General features: G+C 58.1%; 17 protein-coding genes, 1 tRNA gene and 1 pseudogene. 5 read left to right on the plus strand and 14 right to left on the minus strand.

Translation table 11 applies throughout. The features are described from left to right. Positions 1–302: hypothetical protein (locus FJ248_07965; protein ID MBM4120815.1), on the minus strand; the 302-nt coding region annotated here is incomplete at its 3' end. Positions 303–433: 131 nt separating this feature from the next. Between FJ248_07965 and FJ248_07970 the strand changes: the two genes are divergently transcribed. Further along, positions 434–763, plus strand: coding sequence for a hypothetical protein (locus FJ248_07970; GenBank protein MBM4120816.1), 330 nt, complete (start codon positions 434–436; stop codon positions 761–763). On the opposite strand, the gene dapB is transcribed toward FJ248_07970, so the two are convergent. The 9 genes from dapB to FJ248_08015 all read right to left on the minus strand — a co-directional run bounded on the left by dapB (position 730) and on the right by FJ248_08015 (position 9,953). Then, positions 730–1,533, minus strand: a complete 804-nt coding sequence (gene dapB / locus FJ248_07975) for a 4-hydroxy-tetrahydrodipicolinate reductase (protein MBM4120817.1) — start codon at positions 1,531–1,533, stop codon at positions 730–732. The two genes, FJ248_07970 and dapB, sit on opposite strands and share 34 nt — an antisense overlap. 92 nt (positions 1,534–1,625) lie before the next feature. Further along, positions 1,626–2,498, minus strand: a complete 873-nt coding sequence (locus FJ248_07980) for a 4-hydroxy-tetrahydrodipicolinate synthase (protein MBM4120818.1) — start codon at positions 2,496–2,498, stop codon at positions 1,626–1,628. A gap of 94 nt (positions 2,499–2,592) precedes the next feature. Continuing rightward, positions 2,593–3,456, minus strand: a complete 864-nt coding sequence (locus FJ248_07985) for a diaminopimelate epimerase (protein ID MBM4120819.1) — start codon at positions 3,454–3,456, stop codon at positions 2,593–2,595. Next, a complete protein-coding gene (lysA, locus tag FJ248_07990) occupies positions 3,456–4,757 on the minus strand; it encodes a diaminopimelate decarboxylase (GenBank protein MBM4120820.1) in 1,302 nt (433 codons plus the stop codon). Before lysA ends, FJ248_07985 begins: the two co-directional genes overlap by 1 nt. A gap of 21 nt (positions 4,758–4,778) precedes the next feature. After that, the gene (locus FJ248_07995) at positions 4,779–5,063 is read right to left on the minus strand and encodes a hypothetical protein (GenBank protein MBM4120821.1); all 285 of its coding nucleotides are present in this window, start codon (positions 5,061–5,063) and stop codon (positions 4,779–4,781) included. After that, a complete protein-coding gene (argH, locus tag FJ248_08000) occupies positions 5,060–6,502 on the minus strand; it encodes an argininosuccinate lyase (GenBank protein MBM4120822.1) in 1,443 nt (480 codons plus the stop codon). Before argH ends, FJ248_07995 begins: the two co-directional genes overlap by 4 nt. Before the next feature lie 40 nt (positions 6,503–6,542). Further along, positions 6,543–7,757 (minus strand): argininosuccinate synthase, encoded by a 1,215-nt coding sequence (locus FJ248_08005; GenBank protein ID MBM4120823.1) that lies wholly within the window; start codon positions 7,755–7,757, stop codon positions 6,543–6,545. A 19-nt stretch (positions 7,758–7,776) separates the two neighbouring features. Further along, positions 7,777–8,751, minus strand: a complete 975-nt coding sequence (argF, locus tag FJ248_08010) for an ornithine carbamoyltransferase (protein ID MBM4120824.1) — start codon at positions 8,749–8,751, stop codon at positions 7,777–7,779. 8 nt (positions 8,752–8,759) lie between these two features. Then, positions 8,760–9,953, minus strand: a complete 1,194-nt coding sequence (locus FJ248_08015) for an acetylornithine transaminase (protein MBM4120825.1) — start codon at positions 9,951–9,953, stop codon at positions 8,760–8,762. 148 nt (positions 9,954–10,101) lie between these two features. On the opposite strand from FJ248_08015, the gene FJ248_08020 reads away from it, so the two are divergent. After that, positions 10,102–10,722, plus strand: coding sequence for a DUF2628 domain-containing protein (locus tag FJ248_08020; GenBank protein MBM4120826.1), 621 nt, complete (start codon positions 10,102–10,104; stop codon positions 10,720–10,722). A 99-nt stretch (positions 10,723–10,821) separates the two neighbouring features. Further along, on the plus strand, positions 10,822–11,427 hold the full coding sequence (locus FJ248_08025; GenBank protein ID MBM4120827.1) for a 2,3-bisphosphoglycerate-dependent phosphoglycerate mutase: 606 nt from the start codon (positions 10,822–10,824) through the stop codon (positions 11,425–11,427). Here FJ248_08025 and FJ248_08030 read toward each other — a convergent pair. Further along, positions 11,424–11,921, minus strand: coding sequence for a hypothetical protein (locus FJ248_08030; protein ID MBM4120828.1), 498 nt, complete (start codon positions 11,919–11,921; stop codon positions 11,424–11,426). The two genes, FJ248_08025 and FJ248_08030, sit on opposite strands and share 4 nt — an antisense overlap. Positions 11,922–12,134: 213 nt before the next feature. On the opposite strand from FJ248_08030, the gene FJ248_08035 reads away from it, so the two are divergent. Further along, complete coding sequence (locus FJ248_08035; protein ID MBM4120829.1) at positions 12,135–12,683, plus strand: porin family protein; 549 nt, start codon at positions 12,135–12,137, stop codon at positions 12,681–12,683. 318 nt (positions 12,684–13,001) lie between these two features. Here FJ248_08035 and FJ248_08040 read toward each other — a convergent pair whose 3' ends face one another. Further along, positions 13,002–17,564, minus strand: coding sequence for a hypothetical protein (locus tag FJ248_08040; GenBank protein ID MBM4120830.1), 4,563 nt, complete (start codon positions 17,562–17,564; stop codon positions 13,002–13,004). Positions 17,565–17,566: 2 nt separating this feature from the next. Continuing rightward, a complete protein-coding gene (locus FJ248_08045; protein ID MBM4120831.1) occupies positions 17,567–20,719 on the minus strand; it encodes a helicase in 3,153 nt (1,050 codons plus the stop codon). 96 nt (positions 20,720–20,815) lie between these two features. On the opposite strand from FJ248_08045, the pseudogene FJ248_08050 reads away from it, so the two are divergent. Continuing rightward, positions 20,816–20,908, plus strand: a pseudogene (locus FJ248_08050) (integrase). A gap of 103 nt (positions 20,909–21,011) precedes the next feature. Here the strand turns inward: FJ248_08050 and FJ248_08055 are convergent. Then, positions 21,012–21,087, minus strand: a tRNA-Arg gene (locus FJ248_08055). Between the last annotated feature and the right edge of the window lie 54 nt (positions 21,088–21,141).

Below are 21,141 nucleotides of genomic sequence, written 5' to 3' on the forward strand. Positions count from 1 at the left end.
TTTCTAGCATCCCGCAGACGGCCCTGCTCTGCTGCCCTCAGTGCACCCATCTGATCAGTTACGAACGGGGCCAAGACCGCATCGTCTGCCGCGCCTGCGGTGCCACGCTCCCGGCGCGCACGCTGCGAATGGCCGGTTCCGCCCGCCGCCAGCAGTAATCCCATCGCCGTCTCTGTTAGTCTTCGGTCCGACTCGATCTCCAGAGTCCAGGGACAGACAAGTTTTTCCTGAAGGCGCACGGTTTCGCCATTCCTGCCCGCGCGCTCCGTCATCGGCTCCGGGGTAGCCACCCGCGTGCTCACCGTGCTCTTCTTTGGGCCGCATGCGCCCTGGGGGCGCGGCTGTGCCGCCAGGGGTGTGTGTTTATGCGCGTGGATCCTACGCACATACCGTACCTTGCTCACAAGGAGGGGCAGGGACGAGGAGATTTTTGGTGATATTTGCGGGGGCGCTGCTGGATCTGGAGCCGGGCATGGCTTGGGTGGAGGGCGCAGGCGGCAGCTATCGGGGTATCGCGCGGACTTACTTTTCGTGCATCTCCGCCGTCCGGATCTTCGGCATGCGTGACGTAGTCGACAACAGAAACGTCACGATCGCCGGGGCAATCGTGATCGTAGCGGTGGTGTACGGGTTTCTGCTGCTGAAGGGAGAGCGGACAGCTGTGAGTTGTAAGGTTTCAGTCTTCTGTGTCAGAAATGGGGGATTGATCACCGCCAACCGAACACGCTGCTACCGCAGTCCGAGCACGTCGAGCATGTCGTAGAGGCCCGGCGGCTGTCTCACCACCCACCGCGCCGCGCGCAGCGCGCCGCGCACGAAGGTGTCGCGGCTCTGCGCGCGGTGGGTGACTTCGATCCGCTCGCCCATGCCGCCGAAGATGACGGTGTGGTCGCCGACGATGTCGCCCGCACGGATTGTCTGGATACCGATCTCGCCCTCTTTGCGCTCGCCGATGATACCCTTGCGGCTGTAGTTCGCAATCTCCCCCAGGTCCTTACCCATAGCCTTGGCCAGCACCTCAGCCATTTTCAACGCCGTGCCGCTCGGCGCGTCCTTCTTGAGGCGGTGGTGGGCTTCGATAACCTCGATATCGTAGTCCTCATGCAGGGTTCTTGCCATCTCGGTCAGCACCTTAAACAGCAGATTCACGCCCACGCTCATGTTGGGCGAGAAGACGCAGGCGATCTGCTTCGACAACTGCTTGAGCTCATCCATTTCGGTGGTCGAAAAGCCGGTTGTACCAATGACCATGGCCTTGTGGCCCGCGGCGGCGACGCGCATGTGTTCCAGCGTGGCTGCGGGGGAGGAAAAGTCGATGATGACCTCGCCCTTGCCGATGCAGGCGGACAGGTCGTCCTCGATGAGGACCAGACTGGGACCGCAGCCGGCCAGCTCACCGGCATCCCCCCCGACCGCGGCATGGCCTTTCTTTTCCACGGCGGCGCCCAGCGTGAGGGCTGCCGATTCCTTCATGAGCGCCACCAGCCTGGAGCCCATCCGCCCGGCCGTGCCCGCGACAATGACTTTAATCATCCAAGTCCCCGTATTCCGTGCAGTGGTGTTCATTTGTGTCGGGCGCATCTGATCGCGTTTCACGAGCGACGAGACACACGCCACGGCACCTGTCAAATCAGCCCGTAATCCTTCAACGCGCGAGACAATTTCTCTTTCGTATCGGCCGCCATTGGGCAGAGCGGCAGGCGCACCTCCGACGAGCACTTGCCCATCATTCCCAGCGCTTCTTTCACAGGGATCGGATTCGTTTCGTAAAAGAGCGCCGCGAACAGCGGTGACATTTTGAAGTGCAGTTTCTGTGCGTCCTTCAATTTGCCTACGGCAAAGGCATCCACCATCTCCGCCATGTTTTTCGGCACGATGTTGGCGGTCACGGTGATCACGCCCTTGCCGCCAAGCGCCATCATCGGTAGCGCGAGCGCATCATCGCCAGCCAGGACCGTCATCCGGTCTCCGCAGGCCTGGAGGATGTCGGAGACCTGCTGCAGTGACCCGCTTCCCTCCTTGATTGCCACTATAGTCTTGATCGAAGCCAGTCGCGCCACGGTCGCCGGTAGCATGTTCACGCTCGTGCGACCCGGGATGTTGTAGAGTACGATCGGCAGATCCACTGCGTCGGCCACGGCCTTGTAGTGGCGGTAGAGGCCTTCCTGCGTCGGCTTGTTGTAGTAGGGCGTGATCATCAGCGCCCCGTCTGCGCCAGCCTTCTTCGCGTGCTTGGTCAACGCGATCGCCTCGTCGGTGCTGTTGGAGCCGGTGCCAGCAATGACCGGGACGCGCCCCTTGGCGGCGTTGATCGTGAAGGCAATAACCCGGTCGTGCTCCTCGTGCGTGAGCGTGGCGGATTCGCCAGTGGTGCCGCAGGGGACGAGCCCGTGCGTGCCCTGCGCGATCTGCCACTCGATCAGATCGCCCAGCGCCTTCTCGTCCACCTTTCCCTTTTTAAACGGCGTCACGAGTGCAACCAGCGAACCGTGAAACATAACGAACTCCTTTGGGCTAGAAGCGGTGGGTTACGGGGATTAGGCGGAGCTCAAATTATCCACCTAGTACCCATTACCGATCACCCATTGCCTGTTACATCCAGGCATCTGGGAGGATGCGTCCTTCATACACGGCGCGGGCGTCGCCCTGCAAATAGACGTTCGTGAACGCGTTTCCCCGCGTCTCGAAATAGACCGTCAGCTCCAAGCCGCTCTGGGGGACCAGCGTGACCGGCGACTCGACCTGGGCGACGCGGCTGGCCAGCAGCGCCGACGCGATCGAGCCCGTCCCGCAGGCCAGCGTTTCGTCCTCGACGCCCCGTTCGTAGGTCCGGATCCGGATCCGATGCGGGGTCAGCACCTTGATGAAATTCACGTTCGTGCCGGCCGGCTTGAACAACTCGTGGTAACGGGTGGGCCGACCGACGCCGACGATGTCTTCCTTGTCCGGATCGTCCACCACGTAGACACAATGCGGGACGCCGGTGTCGAGGAAATGCGCCGTGCGCGTGGCCCCGCCCACCGGCACATTGAGGTTTAGCCGCAAGCCCTTTGGATCGGGGAAGCGCACCTTGACTGCCTCCGGTTTACCGCCCTTCACCGTTGCTACCATCTCGGCCTCGATCATGCCGGCGAGCGTCTCGAAGCGCATCTTCCTGGGCGCAATCTTCTTGAGATAGGCGAAGCGGGCCGCGCAGCGCGCGCCGTTGCCGCTGAATTCCGCCTCGCTACCGTCGGCGTTGAACAAGCGCCAGCGGAAGTTGGCCTTCTTCGACCGTTCGATCAAAATGAGCCCGTCGCCGCCAACAGACAGGCGGTGCGCGCAGACCTTGGCCGCGAGCACGCTTGCCCGGTCGTTGGGGATCATGCCCCGCCGGTTGTCCACCAGGATGAAGTCGTTCCCGCTACCCGACAATTTCATGAGGGGGATCGGTTTCTGTTTGCTCAAGCCCGCCATTACTGTTTCCTCTTCTTAGATTTTGCTGTTGCCTGTGCGCCCGCTTTCAAAAATGCGGGGATCGCCTCGCCTCGCACGAGATCTGCCAGGCTCTCGCGCTTGCGGATGACGTGCATCTCGCTTCCACGGACCAGCACCTCCGGTACGCGCGGCCGCGAGTTGTAGTTGGACGACATGACGAATCCATAGGCCCCGGTACTCATCACCGCCAGCAGGTCGCCCGCCTTGACCTCCGGCATCACCCGGTCCTTGGCGAGGAAGTCACCGGATTCGCAGACCGGTCCGACCACATCCACCGTCACCGACGGTGTGCCGTGGGCTTCGCGCACCGGCGTGATGTTGTGGAACGCGTTGTAGAGGCTCGGCCGGATCAAGTCGTTCATGGCTGCATCCACGATCACGAATTTCTTCACGTCGCTGGCCTTGTGATAGAGCACCCTGGTCACCAGCGAACCGGCGTTACCCACGATGACGCGGCCGGGCTCCATGATCACCGTGCAGTTGAGATCGCGGAGAATAGGCGAGATCGCCTCCGCCAGATCTTTCGGCTCCGGCGGCGTTTCGTCTGAATAAGTGATACCCAGCCCACCACCGATGTTGAGGTAGCGGATGTTGATGCCCTGGTCCTTCAGCCGCCCAACCAGCTCGGCCACTTTCCTCAGCGCGTCCACGAAAGGTGCGATCTCGGTCAACTGCGAGCCGATGTGCTTGTGCACGCCGGCCACGTCGATGTGCTTGAGCGACGAGGCCAGCTTGAATTCTTCAAGGGCGCGGTCGGCGCTGATGCCGAACTTGCTTTTCTTCATCCCCGTGGAAATATAAGGATGTGTCTTGGGATCGACGTCGGGGTTCACGCGCAGGGCCACGCGGGCCTTCATCCGCAGCTCGGCCGCCACGTCGTCAATGGCGCGCAGCTCGTCTGAGGATTCCACGTTGAACATGAGAATGCCAGACTTCAGCGCGTAGCGGATTTCCTCCCGGCTCTTGCCCACGCCCGCGAAGACGATCTTCGAGGGCGGCACGCCGGCCTTGAGCGCGCGAAAAAGTTCGCCGCCCGAGACAATGTCCGCGCCGCTGCCCTCACGCGCCATGAGGCGCAGGATGGCGAGGTTCGAATTGGCCTTCATCGCGAAGGCGATGATGTGGGGGACGTGCTCGAACGCGCGGTCGAATGCGCGAAAATGGCGGGTCAGCGTCGTGTGGCTGTAAACATAAAACGGCGTGCCGACTTGCTTGGCGATCTGGCTCAGCGGCACGGCCTCACAATGCAATTCCCCGTTGTGGTATTTGAAATCGTGCATGGTCTTCCCCTGATCCTCTCCTTAGCGTCCCCCCACCGGCCTCATATCTGGCAGGATCACTTCATCCGGCGGTAGCCCACCGCCCTCGCTGGTTGTCTGCTCGGCTTCGGCCCCTCCGAGGCTCGCGGGGCCCGAGGTCTGCGGCTCCCGCTCTTCCCGGACCTTTTTCTCCCGTGCTTCTTTGGCGCGTTCGGCCTGGAGGCGCCCCCCGATTCCGTAATCGTCGGGTGGGACCGGAAGCCCGGGCATGCCACAGTCGGCTAGCAGGCCGAGCAGCAGCAGCGTGGCTCCCGCCAGGCGCGTCATGTCAGCATCCGCTCCAGCACCTTGAGCCGGGCCTCGACGCGCTTGCGCGCCGTGCCGCCAAGCTGCGCGCGCCGCTCGATGGCACCCTCAACCGTCAGCACGTCCAGCGCATCCTTCTCAAATTTGGTTGAGATGGCCCGCAGGTCGACCAGCGTCAGGTCGCGGAGGTCCTTCTTATGGTCCAGGCACCAGCGCACGAGCCGGCCCGTGATCGCGTGGGCTTCGCGGAAGGGCACGCCCCTCCCGGTCAGATAATCTGCCAGTTCCGTCGCAAGAATGTAGCCCGCCCCCGCGGCTTTCCCCAGCACGTCCCGATTGACCGTCAGGCCCTGCATGACCATCGTCAGGATCTCCAGCGAGGCCGAGACCTGGTCGAGCGCGTCGAACAGCGCCGCTTTGTCCTCCTGCAAGTCCCGGTTGTAGCTCAGCGGCAGGCCCTTGAGCGTTGTGAGCAGGGCCACCAGATGCCCGTAGACGCGTCCCGTTTTGCCTCGGATCAATTCGGGCACGTCCGGATTTTTCTTCTGCGGCATCATGCTGCTGCCCGTGCAGAGATCGTCTGGCAGTTCCACGAACCGGAACTCCTGCGAGGACCAGAGAATCAGCTCCTCGCTCAGGCGCGAGAGGTGCATCATCAGCAGCGCCAGCGCCGAGATCGTTTCAATGACGAAGTCCCGGTCCGAGACCGCGTCGAGACTGTTCTGCGTGACAGCGGAAAATCCGAGCAACTGCGCCACATAGGCCCGGTCCACGGGGTAGTTCGTGCCGGCCAGCGCGCCGGAGCCCAGCGGCATTTCGTCGAGCCGCGCCAACGCGTCCCGCAAGCGGCCCTTGTCCCGCTCGACCATTTCCACGTAGGCGAGCAGATGGTGCGCAAGCAGGACCGGCTGCGCCCGCTGCAAATGTGTATAGCCGGGCATGGCCACGTCCAGATTCCGGCGCGCCTGGTCCATCAACGCCTGCTGGAACTGGCGCCCGGTCTTGCCGAGCGCGGTGAGCCCGTCGCGCAGGTAGAGCCGCAGGTCGAGCGTCACTTGATCGTTCCGGCTCCGTCCTGTATGCAGCTTGCCGCCGACCGGGCCAATCAGCTGAGTGAGCCTCCGCTCGATCGCCATGTGGATGTCCTCGTCCGTCGGCGCGAAGGGGAACCGCCCCTTGTCGAGCTCCTTGCGGACCTGCTCGAGGCCACGGATGATCGCCTTCACTTCCTGTGCGGTCAGCACGCCGGCCTGCTCGAGACCCTTGCAGTGCGCGATGCTACCTTGGATATCCTGCTTGTACAGACGGCGGTCCACGGCCAGCGACGAGCCGAACTCGTCCATCAAGCGGTGCGTGCGCGCGCGGAACCGCCCGGACCACAACTTCGCCGGCTCGCCTGCAGTGGGAAGCGTCAGGCGTGGTTGGACGGAAGCCCGTTTCTTCTTTTTCTTTGCTTCCATGGGTTCTTTCACCAACGCGTCACGAGATGCGTTCCATGCCCTACGCCTTCTTCTTTTTTCGCTGGGCACGAATCGCGAGCCGCAACGCGTTCAGTCGGATGAATCCTTCCGCGTCCTTCTGGCGGTAGACCTCGTCCTCCTCGAAGGTCGCGATGTCCAGCCGGTACAGCGACTGCGGCGACTTTCGGCCCGTCACCGTGCAAGCGCCCTTGTAGAGCTTCACACGTACCGTGCCCGTGACGTCCTTCTGCGCTTCGTCGATGGCTACCTGGAGCATTTCCCGCTCCGGTGCGTACCAGTAACCATAGTAGATCAGCTCCGCATAACGTGGAATGAGCGAGTCGCGCAGATGCAGCACCTCACGATCGAGCGTGAGCGACTCCAGCCCGCGATGGGCTACATGCAGGATGGTCCCGCCAGGCGTTTCATAGACGCCGCGCGATTTCATGCCGACATAACGATTCTCGACGAGGTCCACGCGACCGATGCCATGCGCGCCGCCGACCCTATTGAGATACGCGAGTAGCGTGGCCGGACTCATCTTTTTACCGTCCACCGCGACCGGATTGCCCGACTCGTACGTGATCTCGACCTCGCGCGGTTTGTCGGGTGCCTTTTCGGGCGAGACGGTCAGCTGAAAAATTTCGTCCGGCGGCGCTGACCAGGGGTCCTCCAGAATCCCGCCCTCGTAGCTGATGTGGAACAGGTTGGGATCCGTGCTGTACGGCTTTGCTTTTGTCGCTGTCACCGGGATGCCGTGTTGCTCCGCATACTCGATCAACTCGCGCCGCGACCTCATCGTCCACTCGCGCCAGGGGGCGATGATTTTCACCGTCGGATCGAGTGCCTGGTAGGTCAGCTCGAAGCGCACCTGGTCGTTGCCCTTGCCGGTGGAGCCGTGCGAGACGGCGTCGGCGTTCTCCCTGGCGGCAATTTCCATTTGCCGCCGCGCGATCAATGGCCGCGCGATGGACGTGCCAAGCAAATAGGTGCCTTCGTAGATGGCGCAGCCCCGCAGCATGGGAAACACATGGTCCTTCACAAAGGTTTCGCGCAAATCCTCGACGTAGGTTTTTGACGCGCCGACCATCTGCGCCTTTTTCTTGACGGCCTGTAAGTCTTCGCCCTGGCCGAGGTCGGCACAGAAAGCGACGACCTCGCAATCGTAGGTTTCCAGCAGCCATTTCAAGATGACCGACGTGTCGAGGCCGCCCGAATAAGCGAGGACGACCTTGTGGATCTTGCGCTGTTTCATGTCCGTGAGCCTCTCCTCCCTAGCCCTTCTTTCCGCGCTGCGAAAGCAATGCGACCAGAATCGCCTTCTGCATATGCAGCCGGTTCTCCGCCTGATCCAGCACCACCGACTGCCGTCCGTCAAGCACGTCGCCCGTGATTTCCTGGCCGCGATGAGCCGGCAGGCAGTGCATGACGATCGCATCCGGCTTCGCGAGCTTCAGCAGTCGGCGGTTGATCTGATAGGGCCTGAACACATCCGCGCGCTTCGTCTCCTGCTGTTCCTGTCCCATACTGACCCAGACGTCGGTGTAGAGAACGTCCGCGTCCCTCGCCGCCACCTGCGGGGTGTCCGTAATCTCGATGGCGCCACCGGTCTGCGCCGCCTCGGCGCGCGCGGCCTCGATCACTGACCCCGACGGCGTATAGCCATTCGGACAGGCCAGACTGATCGCCATGCCGGTCTTGGATGCTGCCTCAATCAGCGAATGGGCCACATTGTTCCCGTCACCGATGTAGGCGACTTTCAGACCCTCCAGTTTTTTTTTCTGTTCCTGGATCGTCAGCAAATCCGACAGGGCCTGGCAGGGATGGCACAGGTCGGTCAGGCCGTTGATCACCGGAATTGTCGCGTGCCGCGCCCAGGCTTGGACCGTCGCATGGTCGAAGGTCCGAATCACGATGCCGTCAAGATAGCGCGACAGAACGCCGGCCGTGTCTGCGATCGTCTCACCGCGAGACAGTTGAATATCCGCCAGCGACAGAAACAGCGAGTGCCCGCCGAGTTGGTGCATGCCGGCCTGGAACGACACGCGCGTTCTGGTGGACGGCTTCTCAAACAGCAGCCCGAGCGTCTTGCCCGTCAGTGGTTGATCGAGCCGACCCTTTTTTTGTTTGGCCTTCAGCGCGCGCGCCGTGTTTAGCAGACGCACGATCGCCGCACGCGGGATTGCGCCGACCGTCAGTAGGTCTTTGCCAACAGAAGAGGCGTCGGAGTTGAGAGACCGCCGAGACATCGCGCCTCCTACACCCGCTTACCGAGAACTTGGTTCAAGAGGACCAGCAGGCGGTCGATCTCGGCCTGAGAGACGGTCAGCGGCGGAACGAACCGCAACACCCGGTCAGCCGTGCAGTTGATCAGCAGGCCGCGTGAGAGGCAGTCGGAGACAACTGGCTTGCCGTCCACCGTGAGCTCGAGCCCCTGCAAGAGGCCAAGGCCTCGCGCTTCCTTGACGATCGGCATCCGGTCCTTCAAGTCTTGCAGCTCCTGGGCCAGGTAGGCCCCCATGCGTTTCCCCCGTTCGAGCACGCCGCCTTGGAGCAACACATTCAGGACGGCCAGGCCCGCTGCGCAGGCCACGGGATTGCCGCCGAACGTGGACGCGTGCGCGCCCGGGACGAGCGCCGCGGCAGCCGCGTCGGTTGCGAGGCAGGCGCCGATCGGAAGCCCTCCGCCCAGACCCTTGCCGAGTGTCATGACGTCCGGCGTCACGCCGAAATGTTCGTAAGCAAAGAGCAGGCCGGACCGCCCCATGCCGGTTTGCACTTCGTCGAAGATCAGGAGAATGTCCTTTTGTTGGCAGAGCTCGCGCAGGCCCGTGAGATACGACTTGTCGGCCACGCGCACGCCGCCCTCACCCTGCACAGGTTCCAACAGAATCGCAGCCGTTTTATTGGTGACGGCCTGCTCTACCGCCTGCAAGTTGTTGAACGGCACGTGGACGAAGCCGGGCACTAGTGGCTCGAAGCCCTTCCGGACCTTTTCCTGGCCGGTGGCCGAAAGGGTCGCCATCGTCCGGCCGTGGAACGACTGGAGCATGGCGATGATCTCGTAGCGCTCAGCCCCGTACTTTTCGTGCGCGTAGCGCCGCGCAAGCTTGATCGCGGCTTCGTTAGCCTCCGCGCCACTGTTACAGAAGAACACCTTTTTCGCAAACGAATGCTCTACCAGCTGCTTAGCCAGTTTCGTCTGCGGCTCGGTGTAGTAGAGATTGGAGGCGTGGAGCAGTTGCTGCGCCTGTTTTTGGATCGCCGCGACGAGGTCCGGATGGCCGTGCCCCAGCACGCTGACGGCGATCCCGGCAACGAAGTCCAGATATTCCCGCCCCTCGAGGTCGTAGACCTTGCAGCCCCGCCCACGGACGATGGAGATCGGCGTCCGGGCATAGGTGTTCATCAAGTATCGGTCGGCGTCCTGCCTGAGTTCCTCGGTCGGCATGGGTTTTTGCTCTAATCAGGAAGTTGAAAACGTAACACATCGGGGGCGGTGAAGCAACAACGGGGAACGATCTATCTGCCCGTCAGCATTGAGGAATTTCCCCTTCCGGCCCTTGTGCCGTCGCGCGCTGCTATGATAAGACCAACCCATGAAAGTCTGCGCGAAATGCGAGCAGCAGAATCCGGACGACGCCAATTTTTGCGGCCAGTGCGGGGCACCCTTTTCCTCCGAATCCGCCCGGGAATTTTTGGCGGATGACGAACTGTGGCGGGCCTTCATCGGTCCCCGCGCCGACCGCTATCTGGGGCAATTCAAGAAATTCAATTTCACCGGCCCGCCGCGCTTCAATCTGACTTGGAATTGGCCGGTCTTTCTGTTCATCCCCTTTCTCTGGTTCCTCTATCGGAAGATGTATCTGTACGCGTTCGTCTATGCGGTCGGACCGGCGGTCTCGACTTTCGTCACGCAGGATTTGACGGCAGGCGTGGTCTGGAGCGTCATGGCGGGCGTCAGCGCTAACTACGTCTACTACTGGCACGTGCGCGAAGGCGTGGAGGAGATCAAGCGCAAGCCCTGGCTGGACCGCGCGGCACAGGAGGCGGCGCTGGCGGAAGCCGGCGGCGTGCAGCCCTACGTCATTGGCGTCGGTATCGTGCTCTACGCGCTCTTCTTCGCGTCTCTGTACCAGGTGATTCAGAACGGTGAATGGGAGAAGGGCAAGTTGCCACCGGTCCGCCTCCAGCCGTCGTCCGACCGCCGCGCGATCTGAGTGTCTCCCCGATTGCAACCGGTATGGAAGATTGCGTATAAAGCGTCAGTCGTTATTCGAGAACAGAAGTGACGAATAACGAGTAACGAGGTTCGATTCATGGCCAAGCTGGTGCTGCTGCGTCACGGCGAATCCCAATGGAATCTCGAAAACCGGTTCACCGGCTGGGTGGACGTGCCGCTGTCGCCCAAGGGCGAGCAGGAAGCGAAGGCCGCGGGCGAGAAGTTGAGGGGCTTCCGGTTCACGCGTGCCTATACCTCGGTGCTGACGCGTGCGATCCAGACGCTTGATATCGTGTTGGGCGTGATCGGGCAGACGAACATTCCGATTGAGAAGGACAAGGCGCTGAACGAGCGCATGTACGGCGAGTTGCAGGGATTGAACAAGACCGAGACGGCGCAGAAGTACGGCGACCAGCAAGTGAAGATCTGGCGGCGCAGCTTCGACGTGCGCCCCCCGGGCGGCGAAAGTTTGAAGGATACGGCCGAGCGGGTCCTGCCCTATTGGGGGGAAATTATCTATCCGTACATCGTGCGTGGCGACACCATCCTGATCGCCGCGCACGGCAACAGTTTGCGCGCGCTGGTAATGCATCTGGAGAACCTGTCGAAAGAAGCGGTGCTGGAGTTGAATATTCCGACCGGCGCGCCGCTACTCTACGAATTTGATGCCAAAGTCACCGTCACGAGCCACCGCTACCTTTAGCCAACGATCTCCAGTTCCTCGACCGCCGTTCCCACTTCGTCCGCCGGTACCAGATCCACCAGCAGCGCGAGCATCTTGGGGCGATCGCCCGGCTCAATCGCGGATTCCGTTTCCATAAAACCGGCCGCTTCAGCCGCGAGCGTGGTCGGCGTGCCCCCTTCTCGGGTCAGGCTTTCGTAGAGGCGCCGCCGTTTCGCAAATTCATCGAGATAGCCGCCGAAGTCCTCTGGCGCCAGGCCAAATTCCTCGCGCCAAGCTGTCTGGACGCGATCCATCAGCACGGCCCATACGCGATCGCGGTCCTTGTCGGAGAGGCCGACATCCAGCGCCGCCCAGGTCCAGAAGAGGCAGAGCGACAGCAGCTCACGCAGAATCTGATCGCCCTGTTCGCGCGACGCGGTGATGCCATAGTCCTCCAGCGCCGCTCCGGAGAGAGCCTTGGAAATGATAGCAAAGAGATCCTGTGCGGCGTCGGATGGGACACGGCCCGGCATCGTTGTCTCCATGAAGGCCGAGGTTGAGGCTAGGCAGGAACTATCCGAGATCGTCCTCAGCCGTGACCTCAGGCTCGACCTGTTTCGCGCGGCAGCATAGCGCATCGGCTCAGGGTGAACAACCGCGAATCTGCTCCGGGTCACCTTGTCGGACCCAACCGTGTATGCTAAATTCGCCGGGTCCGATATTCGTGATGTCTACAGGAGACGCAAATGGCGAAATGGAATGCCCGAACCTGTCTGCCGGCGGTCGCACTGGCACTGATGCTCGTGGTCGGTGCGGACGCCCTTGTGTACGCAGAGAAGGGAGACTGGGGATTCGGTACGGACGTGGGATTTATCAGCGGGACGACGAACAACACCGTGTTTGCGCTGAATTTTCAGGCCGACTACTACCTGACCAGGGAATTTTCAGTCGGGCCGATGTTTCAGTGGGTGCCGGCCGGCGATTTGAAGCAATACGCCTTTGCCGGTGCGGCCCGCTACCACTATCAGGTCAACAACAAGTTCAACATCGTCCCCTTCGCCGGCGTCGGCTTTATCCATGCCGATCTGGACAAAGGTGCCGGCTCCGCCCGCATCAACCGCAACGACACGAGCAGCTACATTCCGCTTGGCGTGTCGTTTGAATATCAGGTCAGTCCGAAGCTTGCCTTCTCGAATACGGTCATGCTGAACATGCATGACATTAACATGTCCCCCTCGCTGCAACGCGACACCACCAGCGTGTCGGTTCTTTTCGGCATGCGGTTCAATCCGTAAGCGATCGGCCGCGGCGGCGGTTCTTTAGTGGTGCGCCCGGAGGGACTTGAACCCCCAACCCTCGGATCCGAAGTCCAACCTCTTCCCATTACGACTGATGATGATCATGTGTGATGGATGACTCCGAAACCCGCATGGATTCTATCGAAAATGCTGATTGGATTGCGATGTGGAGAGATTGAGGCTGATAGGGGATCGTGACTAAAACCGTGACCGAACCGTGACCTAAACCGTGACCATCAAATTGCCCGAGGGAAGGATAGGCAGCGAGGTGAAATGGAGAATCGCCTCGATTAATGTCTTCACGTGTAACACATATTATTCTTTACCCGCCCAGATGTAGCTACCATCTTGACGCACATGGAAACGCTCACGTGGGACATTCAATTTTCCACGAATGTTTTTCACCTTTTGGGGAACGGTCATCTTCTTTTCTAATTGTTCCCAAGGGACGGCAGATGGAATGCCATCGGGAACGGACTCTTCGGCTATGACTTTTCGGAAGTATTTGGCAAAGGCACCGGAAGATGGATCAGCTTCGAGCATCTTCGCTGGCTTCTTGTCCCCCTGCTCGATTATGTGGAGTTCGACTTGGTTGATGGCATCGGCAATAACAGGCCAGGCTGCTTTCACACGTGAATCATTCCAAATCGCAATGCGCCAAGTATCCTCACCGAGGGGGCCGCCTTTCGCTGTGCGTTCCAGATACCACTCAGCTTTCTCAGCCAGCCAACCAGAGAAGGCATCCACAAGCTCCTGTGCGTAGGCGGCAGGGCCAGCGGTCCAGCGATTGCCCACTTTCCATTGTTCGTCCCAACGGCGCTTATATACCGACGCTTCGATGCGGCGGATATGTTCGTTGTCGCGGATAGTTAGAAGCCTAGCACGCCAAACCTTGCGCCGTTCCTCTGGCCAATACTTGCCAGTGGGAATAAGTGATAAGGCATTTTGTAAATTTTCTTCGGCGGCGGCCCAAAGACGAAAAGGTCGTTCCTGTTCATGTAAAGGCATGGGGTCAGAATAATTGTATTGGCTACTCGCTTGCACCGTAATACCAGGATGGTTCTCGGTTAGGAGACCATAAGCCTGATACACTAACCAATCCATTTCCTCCTGAGCCGCAATCATTTCACAACGCAATAACTCACGGCGAATAGTGGCGGCCTCAATACAGACATGCAGGGTCTCGGTTGAGGTGTAAGGTGGCGTAAACTCTACCGCAGGCATGACGCGACCTGGGAGAGCAGCGTTCCATTCGTAGTAAGCTTCGCCTTCCTTTTCAAACGCCTTGATCAGGGCCAGTGTAGATAACTGCTGCCCACGTTCCCAGCATCCACGCGCCAATGCCGACAACCGCTCAGAAAGTGAGTGGGATTTATTGTGTAAAGCCTTTACTATGGGCGGCGGAACCGGAATCTGTTCGATCTTGCTGCCTGCAAACTCAAAACGATCACGGTGCTCATCCTCACCTGAGCCTTTATTGAAACACACTTGCTTCAACCAGAACAGCACGCATGCTGAGTTGAGAATTGAGGAAACCAAGTGCCAATCTTCATCTCGTGAGATTGTCGGAAGTTCAATAACGGGTGCATGTTGATTAAACACTCGACAGCCTTCAGAAAGAACGGCGTGAATATGCGTCGAGATGTCAGCGTAAGTAATCTGTCTTTTGAGTGCCCGCCGGTGGTACTCTCGAAATTCAAACCACTCCAAGCCTGCCTCGAGCTGAGTCTTCTTAAATTGTGATCTGACTTCCAAAAAAGAACGAAAAGATTTCAGGTAATCCTTAACAGGAGGTGAAAGTGAAGGCTCTGTCTTCGTTCCGGTATACGGCCAAAGCGTATAAACACTCAGGTCTGGCTCATAATTCCTTAAAAGCTCTCCTACGAGAAGTGGCTTAGAAAAGGCATGGCTAATGCCCAATCTCCTGAGTACGTTCGGCTTGAGGTAATAAATATCGTTCGCCGCAGAAATCGCATCGTAACCAACGCTTCCACCAAGAAACTCTGATAGATGTGAGCTACTCATAGAATCCATAAGATTCTTTGTTGGTGTAGCACCAACGTCAAAGCTCCAAGGCCACTTCGCCATTTCCTTGCGGATACGGTCTGACACCACAACCTGTTCTCCACTGTAGCCGGGGTTATCATGCTGCGTGGCGAGAGTGAACCAGAGCGGACTTTCTTCTGGCGGTGTACGAAGGTCACCACCACCTGGCAATATCGCCGCAATGCGAATCGGTGCTTTCTCGTCGGATCGGCAGTTTGCGCCGAATACAATACATGTGGGCGTGCCATGGCCAGGGAATAGCAGACCGGAACAATCCACAACTTTGTGCAAATTCACAGTGGTGAAAAAGTCTTCGATCAGCGGTTTACCAAATTCTCGCTTAGCAAAGGCGTTGGAAACTATGAAGCCAAGTTCACCTCCAGACCGTAGGAGGCTAAAGCTGAGGTCGAAGAAGGGACAAATAAGCGAGTATTTTCCGTAGCACACTCGTGCCCATCGTGCACGATAAAGCTCACGCTTAACCGTATTGCGGGCAGTAACAAACGGTGGGTTACCAACCACAAGGTCGAAGCCGCCTCGCTCTGGTCGTGTGCTTGCATTATGTCCATTGCGGTTAGGCGAGCCGATATTAACTCTGGAGTGGAAAATATCGGCGAAATCAATCTGCCAGACGAAATTGAATGGGCTATTGAAATCCGCACCTTCAAGTCGGCGGAGGCGAGGGTAGAAGTTGCTTGTCGCCGATGATGAGTGGAGTTGTTCCAGTTCTTTTCGATCTGCAGCAAGTTTCTTGAGCGCCTCGTCAAGTTGATTAATATCCTTCTCGATCCGTCGTCGGTTCTCCGCCTCAGATATGTTCTCGTCAAATCCAAAAGCACCTAAAAGATTAAGAGTCTGGTTGGTAAGTTGGTCGTAAATCTGTTTCCGTTCATCCTCCAGTACATGCTGGGTGAAGTCGAGTCGATGTCGGAGTATGTCGAGCCGGATCTTTTTCTTTCTATCCGCGTGTTTTGCTTTATGGAGGTCGTGACCGAGTTTTTGGATGGCAGTGACATCAATGTGATGGGCACTTACAAAACCAGGATCCACGCGAATGGGGACTCCAGAAATCATGTCGAGGAGAGAATCGCCACGACGAAAGTTCATCTCCAGGTTTGGGAGCTGGGAAATGCCTCGAATGGCATCAAGGAACTGTGGGCGGGCAGCGATGAGAGGGTCACATCCAAGATCGTAGTCCACGACGAGGGAAAGCCAGAGGCGGAGGCGGCAAATTTCAATGGCCTGTTGTTGGATGTCCGCTCCATATAGACAACTTTCAACAATTTGAGACTTTGTATTGTGAATCCACTGATTGCCACCCTTGCGAACGGGATCCACGTAGCCGTTAGCGGCAGCTTCAATGACGCGACGAAAATTGAGTAGTTCATGGAGGAGACCAACAGGGAATGCGCCAGAGCCTACGGCAGGATCACAACACTTGAGGTTTTCAACGAGTTCAACAAGCATCTTGCCATCGTCTGGAGAAAGGAGTGTCTTGAGTCGTGCGATCTCATCTAAATCAAGTCCATCGAGAGCAAAGATGTCCATCGCGGCACGAAGTCGCCGATTCCAGTCTTGATCTGACGGCAGGCGTTTAAGAAGATACTGGCATAGGGTTTCCCGACATATGAAATGAACAACAATGCGCGGAGTGTAATAGGAACCTGTCGCTTTTCGTTTATCAGGTGCAATAGCATCAGGATCAGCAGCTTCAGCGTGCAGAATAATAGACTCGAAGACCTTCCCTAACATTTCTGGATCAACCGCTACGTCTTGGTTAAGAGGAGTGTCCTCACGGACGGTGAAATTGAAGGCTTCGAGAAGGTTGTCAAAGATAAAGGCAAAAGTATCGTTGCGGATGTTGAGCGCAGGATCGGATTGTTTTCGTTCGGCGGTCTGTGCAAATTCATCATCATCAAAGAGACCACCGTTTAAGAAAGGAATACCCTCTAATCGCAGTCCGCTACCTGGACCCTTGTAATCAGGAGGAGTGGACAAGGTAAAAAATACTCGCTCGAGGAAATCCGCATAGAAGGAAAACTCTTTTGGTTTGGCCCGGTGCGATCCAAAGTTGGCGAGCAAGTAATCTCGTTTTTGGTCAAGCCAGCCACGGTTCTGGAGAAAATAGAGAAACAGAAGTCTTTCGAGTAAAAGCTGTGACTGGCTATATGCTTGGGCCGATGAGAACTTTTGGTATTTCTCAAGATCTTTCTTAATAGCTTTTATTCCTGTCTCAAAACGTCTAAAAAAGTCTTGGGTAAGTGGTTCTTTGTCAAAAGCTTTCGCCCATTGAACGAGCCAAGCATTGAAGTTCTTTCCATCATCATCAGGCCATGCAAGCTTGGGGAGGTTGTGTTCAAGAAGCGTTCGGAGATAGCTGCTACCACGGCGCCAACCAAACGTTGTAAGTTTGGCCTGGTTCGCCTTATCACCACAAAAATGGGCAAACGTAATGCGTTCAAAATCGGCAGTGGTGCAAATGAAGAGAAGATTGTCATGATGCCAAGACCGCAAGGAAGCATCACGACGCCTGCTCGGGACAAGGCTACGTAATATCTGGCGAAGTGCTGTTCGATAAACTTGCGGCTCCGAAAACTCTACCAAGAAAATTCCCCATGGTTGGCTAACAGTAAGGGACCGCAGCTGACGTATGATTCCTCCCTTGAGTTTTTGAATCGCGGTTGTGGGCAGGCGAAGCACATTGTTTGTCCAATCGAATGTAATTTCATCGATCAGCGCATCCTCGGGAATGGGCCAGCCAAGTTGCTCATTCAGGAAACCGAGTAAGTCTTTGATGGATCCTATTTCAGGAAGATGTGTCGCTTTAGGCATGTCTAATTCAGTTCCATCCAGCATCGGAGTGCAGGCTTCACACCCACGGGTGCATCTATACGCGTTAGGTAGGTGTCCTTGATGTGCTTGAGGACTTGGACCCGGATGTCTTTGAGAGTCTTTTCCTCGGTCATACACTTGCGCGGTGTGTTCGGCTTGGAGCGGATGCTCTCGATAATCTCCCCCGGTTCTGTGATGATGGTGTCACGATCAATGTGATAGAGATACCAGCGGGTTGTGCCGGCCTCCATGGTGAACTCGCCTTTCTCCTTGTCGAGCGCGGGAAGCGCGTAGCAGAAGAAGACGCCGAGGGTTCCCTTCGCGGGACGCTTCCGTCCACTAAAGATCCCGCCAGGTAGCCCGTTCAACCTGCCAGACAACTCCGGGTGTTCCTGTAGCAAGGCCTGGTATTCAAGGTGCATCTCTTCAATGGTGGTCTTGGTCCCCTCGTAGTTCTCCACGAACGCGTTGTAGACCTTAAGGTCGTCAAAGAGATCGTCGGGGTGGAGCAACTTGCGCCCTTCGATCCCAAGCGTCTTCGAGATCAACAGTGTCTTCTGCGTGACCTTAGTGTAGAGCGTGAGAATCGAGTTCAGCTCGTCGGGCGGTAGGAAGTTCCAGAAGCTCACCTTCCCACGGGAGCCGACGACCTCCGGGTGGTCGGCGACCAACCGCTTCTCGACCTCTGGGTTCATGCGTCGGTCCACGCGGCCGATGCGCTGCATCAGACGTACCGGGTTCCAGTGGATGTCGTAGTTGATCATCCGCGAGGCGTCCTGCAGGTTTAGGCCTTCGGACAAGACATCCGTGGATATGAGCACGCGGATTTCTGTACGACCTTTGTCCGCAAGCGCTGCCGAGGAGCTGCTGTTGTAGTATGGCGAGAAGCGCTGGATAACGTCGGCGCGGTTGACCTTCGAGGCGCTGTCCACCTGTGCGACACCGTCGATACCGGCCTGATCGAGCTGGCGCTTCAGGTAACGCGCAGTGTCGGCGAACTCGGTGAAGATCAGGACCTTCTGCCCGGCAAGGTCCTTTGACCTGAGCAATCGGACGAGCTTTTGAAGCTTGTCGTCGTGCTTGGGCTCGAACTTCCGGGCCTCATTAAGAAACTGCACAATCTGGTCGAGATCGAGAAAGGTTTCGGACATCATCTCCTCAACCTTATAGTCCTTACGGTCGAGGCGCTCGACGGCGTCGAGCATCTCCTGGGGCACAAAGTCTTCGTCTTCAGGCTCATCCCTGTCCTCCCCCCAGACCTCGAGTTGCCGGTGCGTGGCGTAGCCGAGGATCTCAGCGTTCTGCGTCTTCCAGCGCTCCAGCCGCCTCTTCTCGGCGTCGGTCACGCTGTGAATTTGCAGGAAAGCGATCAATTTCTGCAGCAGGCGGTCGCAGGAAAGCTCGAAAGAAATCATGGAACTTTCAAACCGCTTCAGAAAGTTCGTTCTGATCAAGCCGACGACCTGACCCTGCCGCCCTTCTTCCAGAGGGTCGATGCTCGTGTCCGGTCCCTTGTACCAGGCGAGCGGATAGTACATCGCCAGGGTGAAGAGGGGGTTTTTCCTGGTGAAGGCCTTTTCGAACATATCGAGCAACTTGCCGTAGGTTTTGCGGATGGAGTACGCGGCCACCTGCGGAGCCTTGCGTTCCGGGAAGACGGCAGCCCTGCCCTTCTCGCGGATCTGGCTTTCACGGGCGTAGGCGCGGCTGCGCTGCACCACAAGATGGCGAAAGATTTCGTCAGTTATCAAGATCTCCTGCGCTTCCGCCATCTCTTCGACGACATCGGTCACCTCATGCCCGACCCGGGTGCGCAGCGCCTTCTCCATCTGGTTGAAATGTGCACTCAGATTATTGACACCCAAAGTTCGTGCGAAGTACGCCTCGTCACGTCGAGTGAATAGCTCCGCCATGTGCCGGAAATCGCTCAGCCGGTTATTGATTGGCGTGGCGGTCAGCATGAAGAGGGTCTTCGGACGCTCAATATTGTCGAGCATATTGAATAGGCGGAAGTAGCGCGAGGGCTCAGCTTCCGTACCATCGCCGCCCCTTCTTCCGGGGTTGCGGAAATGATGAGCCTCGTCGATTACCACCACATCGGCAAGCTGGGCGATGCGACGGAATCGCTCCGGGAAGTCACCCCTGCGACCAAGGTCGGTGTGGCTGAAGACGGCGAGATTGCTGAAGTCCGAGCTGCCGCCGACACCGCCGATGTGCGGAAGCCAATCACGGAGATGGGGCTCCCAGACACCTTCCTTGGTTGCCTTCGGTGCAAACAGCACTACGCGCTTGCCCTCGTGCAGCACCAGTCGCTCGATCAGCATCAGACCAACGAAGGTTTTGCCCAGACCAACGCCGTCGCAGAGGAACGCGCCGCCGTGCTGCCGGGCGATCTTCATGAGTGCCCAGTACGCCTCTTTCTGATACCGGTCGATCCGGGGGAACATCTTCGAGCGCGTCTCATCCCACTCGGTATCGGTCAGCTCGTGGCCGCGAAAGTACTCGTGGAGAGCCCTGGTGTAGATGTCGAAGGGGAGGTATTCCCGCGTATGTCGTTCGATGGTTCTGAGAATCTCTGCAGAGACATCCTCTGCCGCAGCCCAATGCTCTTCGTACCATTCCTGCAAAACCTTAACCGGCTGGCCGGTGATTTGCACGTTGAGTTCGATATTTTCGGTTAGGCCGGGGCATGTGAAATTTGAGGAGCCTACGAGAGCAGAGGACCCGACGACCTCTAGGCGAGCGTGGGTGATGTAGGCTTTCGCATGGAACTTGTCCTTGCGATATACCCGACACGCGATATTGCCTGAGCGGATTGCTTGGACGATGCCAGGCACACCGGAGAGAAACTCATTCGTATGCTTTTCGTTTTCAAGACTGAGATCAAGTCGCTGCGTTACACGTTCCACGCCTTCAACAAACGCGTTTTTGGTACGCAAAGAAACCTCGTCTCCCATTAAAATCCGAATCTGGTCCACTTGTTGCCATTCGTTTTTCAAAGCCAGCAGCGAGCCGATCTCGAAATAGCCAGTTGCGATGTCGATAGATTTCGATATCTGACACCAGTCATGGAGGTAGCGCAGGACCTTCCAGTCCTCCTCGCTGTTATCAACGATAAAGAGTTCGCTGCCTGTGGTGCTCGTGCGTTTAGGCATAGGGAGTAAAAGGAATAGAAATCTCCGTCGAGTCTAACGAAGTGCTCCTATGAAAGCTATGTGGAAGACAAGCTGGCAGAGGGTTCCCCAGGTTGCATGGCGGGGGTTGATTTGGTCTCTGTAAAGGAAATTCTCGGTCACCGTGACATCCAGACAACGCTGAGGTATGCCCACCTCGCTCCAGGGCATCTTCGGGATGCCGTAAACCGAGGAAGTCTGTCTGGAACCGTGACCAAAACCGTGACCACTGGAAGGCGAGAAGTAAAGGAGAGCACCAAAGCTGTTGATTTCTTGGCGCGCCCGGAGGGACTTGAACCCCCAACCCTCGGATCCGAAGTCCGATGCTCTATCCATTGAGCTACGGGCGCACGACGAGCAACCGATCAGCACCTGGTCTGCGAGATGGTCTGCATGATCACATC

This window comes from Nitrospira sp. (assembly GCA_016873435.1).
GTDB lineage: Bacteria > Nitrospirota > Nitrospiria > Nitrospirales > Nitrospiraceae > VGXF01.

Coding starts and splice junctions, on each gene's coding strand:
- dapB (MBM4120817.1), bottom strand. CDS start 1,533: ATGATTAAAGTCATTGTCGCGGGCACGGCCGGGCGGATGGGCTCCAGG.
- FJ248_07980 (MBM4120818.1), bottom strand. CDS start 2,498: ATGTTTCACGGTTCGCTGGTTGCACTCGTGACGCCGTTTAAAAAGGGA.
- FJ248_07985 (MBM4120819.1), bottom strand. CDS start 3,456: ATGGCGGGCTTGAGCAAACAGAAACCGATCCCCCTCATGAAATTGTCG.
- lysA (MBM4120820.1), bottom strand. CDS start 4,757: ATGCACGATTTCAAATACCACAACGGGGAATTGCATTGTGAGGCCGTG.
- FJ248_07995 (MBM4120821.1), bottom strand. CDS start 5,063: ATGACGCGCCTGGCGGGAGCCACGCTGCTGCTGCTCGGCCTGCTAGCC.
- argH (MBM4120822.1), bottom strand. CDS start 6,502: ATGGAAGCAAAGAAAAAGAAGAAACGGGCTTCCGTCCAACCACGCCTG.
- FJ248_08005 (MBM4120823.1), bottom strand. CDS start 7,757: ATGAAACAGCGCAAGATCCACAAGGTCGTCCTCGCTTATTCGGGCGGC.
- argF (MBM4120824.1), bottom strand. CDS start 8,751: ATGTCTCGGCGGTCTCTCAACTCCGACGCCTCTTCTGTTGGCAAAGAC.
- FJ248_08015 (MBM4120825.1), bottom strand. CDS start 9,953: ATGCCGACCGAGGAACTCAGGCAGGACGCCGACCGATACTTGATGAAC.
- FJ248_08020 (MBM4120826.1), top strand. CDS start 10,102: ATGAAAGTCTGCGCGAAATGCGAGCAGCAGAATCCGGACGACGCCAAT.
- FJ248_08025 (MBM4120827.1), top strand. CDS start 10,822: ATGGCCAAGCTGGTGCTGCTGCGTCACGGCGAATCCCAATGGAATCTC.
- FJ248_08030 (MBM4120828.1), bottom strand. CDS start 11,921: ATGCCGGGCCGTGTCCCATCCGACGCCGCACAGGATCTCTTTGCTATC.
- FJ248_08035 (MBM4120829.1), top strand. CDS start 12,135: ATGGCGAAATGGAATGCCCGAACCTGTCTGCCGGCGGTCGCACTGGCA.
- FJ248_08040 (MBM4120830.1), bottom strand. CDS start 17,564: ATGCCTAAAGCGACACATCTTCCTGAAATAGGATCCATCAAAGACTTA.
- FJ248_08045 (MBM4120831.1), bottom strand. CDS start 20,719: ATGCCTAAACGCACGAGCACCACAGGCAGCGAACTCTTTATCGTTGAT.